Raw genomic sequence first — 11,878 nt, forward strand, 5'->3', positions numbered from 1 at the left:
TGTAAAATCTACTCAAAAATGCTCTTTTTGTTTTAATTTTTTTATTTTTTCACTTTTTTAAACACTCTCAAAGCCCTAAAAAATCGCTTTTATTTGCTACTTTAATGCTATTTTTTTTCATTATACTTTTCGTTATATTTGAAAAAAGAAAGGATTGGTTACATTATGGGTTTAATTGATAATATCAAAGAAAAAGCTAAACAAAATTTAAGAACTATAGTTCTTCCTGAATCTGAGGATGAGAGAGTTTTAAAAGCAACTGAAATAGTTTTAAAAGATAAAACTGCAAAAATTATCCTTATTGGAAATGAAGAAACAATAAAAGCTGATGCTTCAAAATATGGTGCAAATATTTCTGGGGCAACTATTGTTGATCCTTCAAAATGTGTGAATCTTGATAAATATGTTGATGAATTAGTTGAACTTAGAAAAAGTAAAAATCTTTCAAAAGATGAAGCTAAAAAACTAATGCTTACAGAACCTAGATTTTTTGGTTGTATGATGGTAAGACTAGGAGATGCTGATGGATTAGTTGCAGGTTCAAACTCTCCAACTTCTGATGTTTTAAGAGCTGCTATTCAAGTTATTAAAACAGCTCCTGGTATAAATACAGTTTCATCTGCATTTATTATGGAAACAGCTGATGGTAAATTTGGAGACAATGGTCTAATTTTATTTGCAGATTGTGCTGTTATTCCAGACCCAAATGCTGAACAATTAGCTGATATTGCAAGTGCAACTGCTGCAACTGCTGCTAGTGTTGTTGGACTTGAGCCAAGAGTTGCTATGTTATCTTTTTCTACAAAAGGTAGTGCATCGCATCCAATGGTAGATAAAGTTACAACTGCTTGCCAAATATTAAAAGATAGAGATGTAAAATTTGCATTTGATGGAGAACTTCAAGCTGATGCTGCAATTGTTGCAAGTGTTGGTATTAAAAAAGCTCCTGATTCAAAAGTTGCTGGATGTGCAAATATTTTAGTATTCCCTGATTTACAATCTGGAAATATTGGATATAAACTTGTACAAAGATTTGCAAATGCAGAGGCTCATGGACCTATTATTCAAGGTTTAAATAAACCTGTAAATGACCTTTCAAGAGGTTGTTCAGTTGAAGATATTTCAAATTTAGTAGCTATTACAGCAACTCAAATTAAATAATAAATTAAATTTCAAAAAAGGATTAGTAAATGTTAGTTTTCGTATTAAATGCAGGAAGTTCATCGTTAAAATATCAATTAATGAACCCAGTTACAAAAAAAATTTTGGCAAGTGGTATTTGTGAAAGAATAGGAATTGATGGTGTTTTAAAACATGAATATAATGATGGGAAAAAATTAGTTTTAAATGAAGCAATGCCAACGCATAGAGAAGCTATAAATGCTGTTTTAACAACACTTACAAGTGGTGAGGGAAAAGTTATTGAATCTACAAATGATATTGAAGCTATTAGACATAGAACTGTTCATGGTGGAGAAGAGTTTGCAAGTTCTGTTTTAATTACTCCAAATGTTGTTGAAGCTATGAAAAGATTATCTCCATTAGCACCTTTACATAATCCTGCAAATATTTTAGGAATTGAAATTTGTCAAGAGTTAATGCCAGGGAAACCAAATGTTGGTGTATTTGATACAGCATTCCACCAAACAATGCCTGATTATGCTTATATGTATGCCTTACCATATGAAATGTATACAAAACATGGAATTAGAAAATATGGTTTCCATGGAACTAGCCACTATTTTGTTTCAAATGAAGCAAGAGCAATGTTAGAGAAAAAACACAACACTAGAATTATTGTTTGTCACTTAGGAAATGGTTCATCTGTAAGTGCTGTTTTTGATGGAAAATGTATTGATACATCAATGGGATTAACTCCGATTCAAGGTCTTATGATGGGTACAAGAGTTGGAGATATTGGAGCTGGTGCAATTCAATATATGATGAAACAAGAGAATAAAGATATTGATGAAGTTCTTGATATTATGAATAAAAAATCTGGAATTTTAGGAATTTCAGGAAAATCATCTGACTTAAGAGAAGTTTTAGATGGTATGGCAAATGGTGATGATAGATGTAGACTTGCTATTGATATGGTTGCATATAAAATTAAATCTTATGTTGGAGCTTATGTTGCAGCATTAAATGGTATTGATGCACTTTGTTTTACAGGTGGAATTGGTGAAAATGCAGCTTTAATTAGAGAAAAAGTTTGTGCTGGTCTAGATTCTATGGGACTTGTAATTGATCCAACTAAAAATAATAAAAGATCAAGCGAACCAAGAGATATCTCTACAAATGCATCACCTGCTAGAATATTTGTAATTCCAACTCAAGAAGAGTATGTAATTGCAAATGATACTTACAATATAGTTTCTAAGGGAAAATAAGTTAAAAGGCGAGAATTTCGCCTTTTAAATCAAACCTTTTTCATACAGTTTTCTATATTCATACAATCTATCTTTTAAATCTTTTATGGCTTTTGTCGGTAAATATTGTAACAAATTTAATATTTCTCTTACCTCTTTTGATTGTTTTAAATTATTATATGTAGCATACTCAATATCAAACTCAAAAAACTCTTGCTCTTTTACTTCTAAAACTTCTGCAAAAGATTGTAAAGGCAGATATTAAAAACTAGCTTGGGACTAAAGACTAAATCCAATAAAAAATAAATATATTTTCAAAAAATACAAAACTAGAAATAGATTTAGGTATATATTCCAATTTTTTGATATAATTTCGGAATACATTCTAAATATAAAGGTAAAATATGGAACATATTCTGCTAGAAGATAATAATCACTGGATAAATAGCAAAGTTTATGATGATTTTATCCCAAGAAGAGCTTTAAAAAAAGCAAAAGAGTTTTTAAAAGCAAAAGAAGTTTTAGCCTTAATTGGTGCAAGAAGAGTAGGGAAAAGCACTTTGGCAAAACTACTTATAAAAGATTTATTAGAGCAAGGTGTAAAAAGTAGTAATATATTTTTTATAAATCTTGAAAAACCAAGTTTTTTACCCTACAAAAACGACTCTAGCTATTTGGGAAAAATCTATGATGAGTATCTAAAACTTGCAAATCCAAACCTAAATGAAAAGATATATTTTTTTATAGATGAGATACAAATCTTTCAAAATTGGCAAGTTTTTATAAAATCAAAGTATGAAAATAGTAATATAAAGTTTGTAATCACTGGTTCAAACTCATCACTTCTTACAGAAAATTATGCCACAGTTCTCACAGGAAGAGTTCTGAAGCTAAATATTAGCACTTTTTCTTTCAAAGAATTTTTGGAATACAAAAAAATAGATATATCTTCAAATATACAAATAACAAAAAATAGAATAGATATAAAAAGAGCCTTTGATGAATATTTAAAATGGGGTGGATATTTTAGTGTTATTTCAAATGAAAATGAAGAGCTAAAAAAAGAGATATTAAAAAATATTGCTGAAGATATAATCTTAAAAGATATAGTTCCAAGATATAGCATAAAAAACTCTAGCCAAATAAGAGATTTGTTTTTCTATATTGTTTCAAACAGTACAAATATAGTAAACTACTCAAACCTAGCAAATAAGCTAAAAATAGACTCAAAAACAGTAAAAGAGTATTTAGAGTATTTTGAAGATAATTTTTTGATAAAAACTATTTCAAACTACAATCACAAATTAAGTGAGCAAATAAAATCTTCAAAAAAAGTGTATGTGAGTGATAATGGTTTTTTAAATTTATCAATTTTTTCAAAGCAAAATTTTGGAGTATCTTTTGAAAATCTAGTTTTTTTATATCTAAAAGATAAAGATGAAAATCTTACATATTTAAAAGATAAGCAAGAGATAGATTTTTACTCAAATAAAACTATGTATCAAGTATCTTTTAGCATTGTTGATGAAGCTACAAGAAAAAGAGAACTAATTGCTTTTGAAAGTTTTGATAAGTTTCAAGTAGATAAAAAGATTTTGATAACCTATGATGAAGATGAGATTTTAAATGATATTAATATTGTAAGTTGTGATAATTTTCTTTTAAACTAAAGTTTTAAAGGCTATTTAAATAGCCTTTAAAGAGCTTGAAAAACTCATAACAATCTTTGAAATAGCTTGACTCATAAGTTTATCCATAAATTTTTCAAACTTATCTTCTTTTTTCCAAATAGGTTTTTCAACTTTTGATAACTCAATTAAGCTATGTTTTGCAAAGCTCAAAGTTGCAACTTCGTCTACAAGCCCAACATCTTTTGCTTGATATGCTGTAAATATTTTTGCATCCGCAAAACTTGTATGTTTTTTAATATCTAATTTTCTAGCGTCTGCAACATCGCTTATAAACATATTATATGTACTATTTATAACACCTTGAAGCTCTTGTTCTTCATCATTTGTCCATTTTCTTGTAAATGTTCCTGATTCTTTATATTTTCCAGCTTTTATAGTTTGAGAACTAATTCCAATATTTTCTAATAGTTTACTAGCTTCAAAACCTTGCATAATAACACCAATAGAGCCAACAATACTTCCAGGATTTGCAATAATTTTATCTGCCCAAATTGAAGCATAGTAACTTCCACTTGCAATTGTTCCACTTGCATATGCAACAACTGGTTTTTTCATACTCAACTCTTTTATTGCATAAGCTATCTCAACAGAAGGAGCAACAGCACCTCCTGGACTATCTATTACAAATAAAACACCTTTTATATTAGAATCATTTGAAGCTCTTTCTATATCTTCTAGTACTTTTGAAGGATCAATTATCTGTCCTATTAAATCAATCTTTTGTAGGTTTGCATTATATTTTGCAATTGTTTCATCTTCAGCTGTACTAAAAAATATAAAATATACAATAGTTAAAAAAACTATTGTTTTAAAATATTTTGTAATAAAATCTAAAAACCAAACAACTGGTAAAAATAGTTTTTTTAAAAAATCAAACAAACTCTCCTCCTATCACAATTTTATCTACATATTTTGTATGCAAAATGATCTGCATATAAATATCTTCAACTTCCTCAATCTTGTCTGGTAAACAAAAACCTATAATATCAGCATCAAAATCTTTTATTAAACTACCCTTGTTAACTCCTAGAGCTTTTGCTCCATTTACAGTTGCAGCATTTAACAAAGTTTTTGAAAATTTTATTATATTTTTTTCATAGTGAGCATAAAGTGCAACTCTCAACTCATCAAACATACTTAAAGAATTGTTTGAACTTAAGCCATCTGTTCCTATACTAAAAGGAGTATTATTTAAACTTTCAAGATTTAATCTACTATTATTTAAAAATCTATTTGAACTAACACAATGATTTATAGTTGCTTTTAACTCTTTTATCTTATTAAAATCTTCACTACTTGCTTCTACACAATGGGTAAAAGATAGATTTTTTACACCCTTAAAAAGGTTTAAAAATTCTAAAGGTTTTGTTGTTGCTTTTTCTTGATTTAAAAATTTTTTAAAAAAATCCAAAAAATTTCCCTCATCTTTATTTAGCCAATCTTTTTCCTCTTTTGATTCTAAAAAATGAGAAGTAACTGGTAGCTTCTCCTCTTTGGCAATATTCAAAACTTCACGAACTAAAAATGGATGAACAGAGTATGGCGAATGTATAGCAATACCTGCTTTAAATCTTTTACTATTATGTTTTTGAGCATCTTTTAATCTTGCTTTAAAATCAGTAAATAAAGTATCAATCATATCTGCTTTTGAACCAATTACTTCACAAAAAAAGATTGTATTAATTGGAGATTTTAAACAAGCTTCCAAATCAAAAGAGTAAGATGATATAGCCCCAATAGTTGTAGTTCCTGTTTTTAAAAGTTTTTTTAACTCTTGATTTATCAAAGATGTTTTAGCTTTTTCAATAAGTTTTTCTCTATGTCTTATAACAGAATTTAACCAAGAATAGAAACTACCATATTTTAAAGTTGTTTTATTTGCACTAAATTCAAGATGAATATGTGAGTTTATAAGTCCTGGCATTAAAATAGAATTTTCTCCAAGACTTACAATTTCAATATTTGGATATTTTTTTATAGTAATATCATAACTTGCAAGCTCAATAATTTTTTCATCAAAAACAATACAACCATCCTTTAAAATAGTAAAGTTTTCATCTAATGTAAGGATATAAGAAGCAGTTAATATTTTCATAAAAGCTTATTTATTCTCTTCTTGTGTTTGTGCTTGTATTTGAGCATTTCTTGCCTCATTTAAAGCTTTTAATTCATTTAACATTTGAATTAAAGAGATAAGCCCCAAATGATAACCAAACCCACCAAATCCAGTTATTACTCCTGTACTAGAACCTGCTGTAATAGATTTTTGTCTGAACTCTTCTCTTTTATAAATATTTGAAATATGAACCTCAACAACAGGCATATTAACAGCTGCTAAAGCATCTCTAATTGCTATTGAAGTGTGCGAATATGCAGCTGGATTTATCATAATTCCATCAACTGTCCCTAAGCACTCCTGAACTCTATCAACTATTTCTCCTTCAAAATTTGATTGAAAAAACTCAATTTCAACTCCATTTTGATCAGCTGCATTTTGAAGTTGAGCATGAATTTGCTCTAAAGTTACTCCTCCGTAAATATGTTGCTCTCTAACTCCTAACATATTTAAGTTTGGTCCTTGTATTACTGCTATTTTCATTATTATATTCCTTTTATAAAATTTAGGTAAGATTATAATCAAATTTTTGTTAAAAAACCCAAAAAAAGGCAATCTTAGTGGATAACTTTATTTTAAAAAATGAGAATGCAATATATTATGAATGTAACTTTTCTTGTGATAATGTAATTTTTTTAAGTTTAGGAAGTGAGAAATTTTTTATTACAGATGCTAGATATACAATTGAAGCAAAAGAGTATGCAAAAAATTGTGAAGTTATTGAAAGTGCTAATCTAATTGAGAGTGCTAAAGAGATTTTGAAAAAAAATCTTATCAAATCTATAACTTTTGATCCAAATGATTTTACTTTTTTAGAATATAAAAATTTAGTAAAAAATTTAGATATAGAGTTTGTTGAAGAGATAAATTTTTCAAAAACAAAAAGATTAATAAAGAGTGATTATGAGATAAAACTTCTTAAAAAAGCATCATCTTTAGGAAAAGATGGTTTTAAAGAGTTTGCAAAATATATTAAAAATAGTGGATTTAAAAAGAGTGAAAAAGAGCTATATTTTAATGCTTACAAATTTATGAGTCAAAAAGGAGAGCTTGAAACCTCTTTTAATCCAATTGTTGCAATAAATGAAAATGCAGCAAAACCTCACGCACTTCCTACAAACAAAAGATTAAAAAAAGATGATTTAATTTTAGTTGATGCAGGAGTTAAATATAAAAGATATTGTTCTGATAGAACTTGTACTAGTGTTGCAAATTTTGATAACTTTAATTTTGAAAGAAAGCAAACTTTTAAAAATAAAAAACATCAAAAAATTTATGACATTGTATTAAAAGCTCAAGAAAAATGTATAAAAGAGGCAAGAGCTGGAATGAAAGCTTGTGATGTTGATAAGATTGCTAGAGATTTTATCTCTCAAGCTGGTTATGGAAAATATTTTGTGCATAGCACTGGTCATGGTGTTGGACTTGATATTCATGAATTTCCAAATATAAATAGCAAAAATGAGCTTATAATTGAAGATAATATGGTATTTACAGTAGAACCTGGAATTTATATTCCAAATGAGTTTGGTGTAAGAATTGAAGATACAGTTTATATAAAAAATGGCAAAGCTGAAATTTTATAAATAGAAAAAGAGAGAAATTTGAAAAAAAAATTATCACCTAATTTAACACTTTTTTATACATCAAATTTTCCAAAAATTTTTAATATTAGTTCAAACAAGAAATATAGTGTAACTATTGGAGTTGGCGGGAATATTGGAGATACAAAAAAAATATTTGATAAATTAATCTTATGTTTAAAAAAAGATTCAAGATTTACTTTACTTAAAACTTCCCCTCTTTTAAAAAATCCTCCCTTTGGTTTTTTAGAACAAAGTGATTTTTTAAATGGTATAATTCGTCTTCAAACAGATCTTTGTGCATTTGAGTTTTTACAAGCTATGCAAAGATATGAAAAAAAATTTGGAAGAAAGCGATCCTTTCAAGATGCGCCTAGAACCTTAGATATAGATATTATATTTTTTGATAAAAAAAAGATAAACTCAAAAAATTTAATTATACCTCACAAAAATTGGGCAAATAGAGAATCTGTGATTATTCCTTTAAAATACACATAAAAAACTTTTTAAAGGTAAAAAAATGAATAAAAATAAAAGAGTAGTTGTAGGAATGTCAGGTGGAGTTGATTCATCTGTTACAGCCTTATTGTTAAAACAACAAGGATATGATGTTGTTGGATTGTTTATGCGAAACTGGGAGTATGGAATAAAAGGTAGCCAGTGTCCTAATCGTATAGAGTTTGAAGATGCAAAAAAAGTTGGTGCATTAATTGGTATTGAAGTTATTGGAAAGGATTTTGTAAAAGAGTACAAAGATAGAGTTTTTGATGTATTCCTAGAAGGCTTAAAACAAGGGCTTACACCAAATCCAGATATTTTATGCAATAAAGAGATAAAATTTAATGTATTTTTAAATGAAGCAAAAAAAATGGGTGCAGATATGATTGCAACTGGGCATTATGCGAAAATTGCAAAATACAAAGACCATTTTGTACTTGATACTCCAAAAGATAGCTCAAAAGATCAAACTTATTTTTTACATGCATTATCAAGTGAACAACTAAGTCATGCTATGTTTCCACTTGGGGATTTAACAAAAAAAGAAGTTAGAGAGATAGCAAGAGAGCATAATCTTCCTGTTAGTGATAAAAAAGATAGTACAGGAATTTGTTTTATTGGTAATCAAAAATTTGATGAGTTTATTACTCAACACTTACAAGCAATCCCAGGTGATATTATTGATGAAAATGGAAAAGTTTTAGGAAAACACAAAGGTCTTGTTTGTTATACATTGGGTCAGAGAAAAGGTATTGGTCTTGGTGGACTTAAAGGCAATGAAAGTGAAAATAATACTCATAAACCTTGGTTTGTAGCTTCTAAAGATGTAGTAAATAATACCTTAACAATTGTTCAAGACACAAATCATCCATTACTAATGAGTAAAACTGTTGAAGCAAAACAGATGCATTGGGTACTAGAAGTTGCACCAAAAGTTGGGGATAAACTAATAGCACAAGTTAGATATAGACAACAAAAACAAGCTTGTACGGTTGTTGAAGTAAGTGATGAAAAAGTAGTAGTAGAGTTTGATAATCCTCAAAGAGCTGTAACTCTAGGGCAAAGTCTTGTTTTATACTCAGGTGATTATTGTCTTGGTGGTGGCTTTATAAGCTTTTACAAATAAAAAGGTAAAAGATGAGTAAACAAAAAATAATGGTTGGAATGAGTGGAGGAATTGACTCATCAGTTACAGCTTATATCTTACAAAAAGATGGATATGAAGTTGAAGGAGTTTATCTAAAACTTCATGATAGAACTGATGGTTACCACGAATCAAATTTAAGTTATATTGATGGGGTTGCAAAATTTTTAGGTATAAAATATCATATTTTAGATTTATCCAAAAAATTTAAAAAAGATGTTTATGACTATTTTGTAAACTCTTACATAGATGGAAATACTCCAAATCCATGTGTAAAATGTAATAAAAATATAAAATTTGGTGCAATGCTTGATTTTGCAAAAAAGCAAGGAGCTTCATTTCTTGCAACTGGTCACTATGTAAAAACTGATGGTAAATTTTTCTATATTGCAGATGATTTATCAAAAGATCAAAGCTATTTTTTATCTCAAGTTCCTAAAGACTCTATTGCTTATATGATGTTTCCACTAAGCAACTACAAAAAAGAGGATATTATAAAACTTGGTGCAAATTTAGATGTAACTTATAAAAAGATAACAGAAAAAAATGAATCACAAGAGATCTGTTTTGTTGAGACAGTTTATACTGATATTATAAAAAAACACGCAAATATAGATATTGAAGGTGATGTTTTAGATCAAAATGGAAATATAGTAGGAAAACATAAAGGTTATGCTCACTATACAATTGGAAAAAGAAAAGGATTTACAGTTAAAGGTGCTCAAGAGCCCCATTTTGTTGTAAAACTAAATCCAAAAGATAACACTATTATTGTTGGTAAAAAACCAGCTTTAGAAGTTAATGAAGTTGTTGGTGAAGAGATTAATATGTATATTGATGATAAAAAATTCTCATGTGGTGTAAAATTAAGATATAGAAGTAATACAATTTTATGTAATGTTGAAATTATTAATGATAAAGCAATTATAAAATTAAAAGAGCCAGCTTTTGGAGTTGCTAGTGGACAATTGGCTGTTTTTTATGATGAAAATAGAGTAATAGGAAGTGCTTTTATAAAAAGTGCAAAATAATTAAAAGTGGAAATCCACTTTTAATTATTTAACTAAAATTTATATTCAACACTAGCTAAATATTTATTATAATCTGTATCACCATTTGCTTGGTCAGCATCTACATTTACATACATAATATTTGTATTTAAATTTTTTGTGAAATTATATCCAGCACTTAGATTTAACTCTTTTTCTTTAAGTCCTGAATTTGTAGCGTTATCATATCTTGTAATTCCATACAAAGCACCAAAGTCAAAATCATAAATTGAATAACCCAAAGAACCATAAATAGTTCTAGCATCTAAAGTATATACTTGATTTCCATCTTCAAATGGTGAAATATTGTCTCCATAAGAAGTTATAATATCAGCTCCACCTTTTTTACTTGTTTTTATTAAACCAACTGCTGAAGTTAAATCTTCAAAATTACCATTTAACTCAAAATGTGCTACATAACCATTTTCTAAACTATTATTAGTTTTATATTCATTAGTTAAGCTACTCTTTGCATATTGTGCAATAGCTCCAAAATGTTCTAAATTGTAAGAAGTTTTTAAACCATAGAATTTTACTGCATCTGGAATTTGGTAGTAGTAAGGATTTATTTCCAATCCCTCTAAACTCTCATTTTTAATATCAACTACATAAATACCTTTATTTAAATCATTTGGTTTATGAAAGTCTTCACTTGTATCAATTCCTGATTCAGCTTTTCTATTTGAAAATGCTAAAGATACAGTAGTATCAGGAATTGCTGTAATCTCGGCAATAGCTCCTTGTTGATAATCTGTAAGCCACTCTAATTCACCTTCATATCTACCTGCTTTAATTAATAACATCTCATTTAAAGAGTATTGTAAATATGCTTGAGTTATTAAAGCATTGTTTTCAAAAGGTCCTTCGTTTTTTCTATCATCTTTGTGTTTTTCACCAAGTTTAATATTTCCTTTTACTTGAGTTCCTAAACTAAAACCATAAAAACTAGCAGTGTTATATCCTAAAGTTAAATTACCATTACCAAATGCAAAATCTCTAGATTGACCTTTATTATCTTGAGTTAATCCATATAATCCTATGCTTCCCTCAATTTTACCATTTTTGAAAGCATCATCAATAGAGTTTGCATTTTCTATGTTATCTTTTTTAAAAGGTGCTTCAATCTCTTTGTCAAAAGCTGAAGCAGCAAACATTGTACTTGATAACATAATAGTTGAAACAACTAAACTTAATTTTTTCATAAATACTCCTTTAGTTAACAATCCAAATGATACTTGTTATCATTATTTTTAGATTTTGGAATAATACATTTTTTTTTATTAATAATTTACTCAACTTTCGCACATAAAAAATCTTCAATTTCTTATATATAAAAGCTATAATAAAGCCCATAAATAGGCACTTTTTGATATAATTTCATCACTACAATCAACTATATAAAGGGCTTTTTTATGGGACTTGATGATT

At 27.9% G+C, this 11,878-nt stretch carries 11 protein-coding genes; 7 read left to right on the forward strand and 4 right to left on the reverse strand.

All coding sequences use genetic code 11. The annotated features are described in order from the left end of the window. Window positions 1–165 precede the first annotated feature (165 nt). The 3 genes from pta (at window position 166) to CJ670_RS04750 (ending at window position 4,039) form a co-directional block, all read left to right on the forward strand. The gene (pta, locus tag CJ670_RS04740) at window positions 166–1,161 is read left to right on the forward strand and encodes a phosphate acetyltransferase (RefSeq protein WP_105939053.1); all 996 of its coding nucleotides are present in this window, start codon (window positions 166–168) and stop codon (window positions 1,159–1,161) included. Between the two features lie 29 nt (window positions 1,162–1,190). After that, on the forward strand, window positions 1,191–2,390 hold the full coding sequence (locus tag CJ670_RS04745) for an acetate/propionate family kinase (RefSeq protein ID WP_105939054.1): 1,200 nt from the start codon (window positions 1,191–1,193) through the stop codon (window positions 2,388–2,390). A gap of 383 nt (window positions 2,391–2,773) precedes the next feature. Next, window positions 2,774–4,039, forward strand: coding sequence for an ATP-binding protein (locus CJ670_RS04750; RefSeq protein ID WP_105939055.1), 1,266 nt, complete (start codon window positions 2,774–2,776; stop codon window positions 4,037–4,039). Window positions 4,040–4,054: 15 nt separating this feature from the next. Here CJ670_RS04750 and sppA read toward each other — a convergent pair whose 3' ends face one another. From sppA to aroQ, 3 genes are read right to left on the reverse strand one after another with little or no spacing between them, the layout of a single operon-like run. Then, complete coding sequence (sppA, locus tag CJ670_RS04755) at window positions 4,055–4,939, reverse strand: signal peptide peptidase SppA (protein ID WP_105939056.1); 885 nt, start codon at window positions 4,937–4,939, stop codon at window positions 4,055–4,057. Continuing rightward, entirely contained in the window at window positions 4,932–6,155 is a 1,224-nt protein-coding gene (gene mqnF / locus CJ670_RS04760) for an aminofutalosine deaminase family hydrolase (RefSeq protein WP_105939057.1), read from the reverse strand. The genes sppA and mqnF overlap by 8 nt, the downstream gene beginning before the upstream one ends. A 6-nt stretch (window positions 6,156–6,161) precedes the next feature. Beyond that, the gene (gene aroQ, locus CJ670_RS04765) at window positions 6,162–6,659 is read right to left on the reverse strand and encodes a type II 3-dehydroquinate dehydratase (protein WP_105914541.1); all 498 of its coding nucleotides are present in this window, start codon (window positions 6,657–6,659) and stop codon (window positions 6,162–6,164) included. 77 nt (window positions 6,660–6,736) lie between these two features. Here aroQ and CJ670_RS04770 point away from each other — a divergent pair, with 77 nt between their 5' ends. Genes CJ670_RS04770 through mnmA (CJ670_RS04785) form a run of 4 tightly spaced genes read left to right on the forward strand, consistent with a single transcriptional unit; the run spans window position 6,737 to window position 10,432 of the window. Beyond that, entirely contained in the window at window positions 6,737–7,762 is a 1,026-nt protein-coding gene (locus CJ670_RS04770; protein WP_105939058.1) for an aminopeptidase P family protein, read from the forward strand. A gap of 18 nt (window positions 7,763–7,780) precedes the next feature. Then, window positions 7,781–8,257 carry a 2-amino-4-hydroxy-6-hydroxymethyldihydropteridine diphosphokinase gene (gene folK / locus CJ670_RS04775; RefSeq protein ID WP_105939059.1) on the forward strand — a complete coding sequence of 159 codons (477 nt, stop codon included), beginning with the start codon at window positions 7,781–7,783 and terminating at the stop codon, window positions 8,255–8,257. Between the two features lie 22 nt (window positions 8,258–8,279). Then, window positions 8,280–9,383, forward strand: a complete 1,104-nt coding sequence (gene mnmA / locus CJ670_RS04780) for a tRNA 2-thiouridine(34) synthase MnmA (RefSeq protein WP_105939060.1) — start codon at window positions 8,280–8,282, stop codon at window positions 9,381–9,383. An 11-nt stretch (window positions 9,384–9,394) separates the two neighbouring features. Beyond that, a complete protein-coding gene (mnmA, locus tag CJ670_RS04785; protein ID WP_105939061.1) occupies window positions 9,395–10,432 on the forward strand; it encodes a tRNA 2-thiouridine(34) synthase MnmA in 1,038 nt (345 codons plus the stop codon). 32 nt (window positions 10,433–10,464) lie between these two features. On the opposite strand, the gene CJ670_RS04790 is transcribed toward mnmA (CJ670_RS04785), so the two are convergent. Then, a complete protein-coding gene (locus tag CJ670_RS04790) occupies window positions 10,465–11,652 on the reverse strand; it encodes an Opr family porin (RefSeq protein ID WP_105939062.1) in 1,188 nt (395 codons plus the stop codon). Between the last annotated feature and the right edge of the window lie 226 nt (window positions 11,653–11,878).

Origin of the sequence: Arcobacter cryaerophilus gv. crypticus, from assembly GCF_002993025.1 — a bacterium.
In the GTDB taxonomy this organism is placed as follows: domain Bacteria; phylum Campylobacterota; class Campylobacteria; order Campylobacterales; family Arcobacteraceae; genus Aliarcobacter; species Aliarcobacter cryaerophilus_B.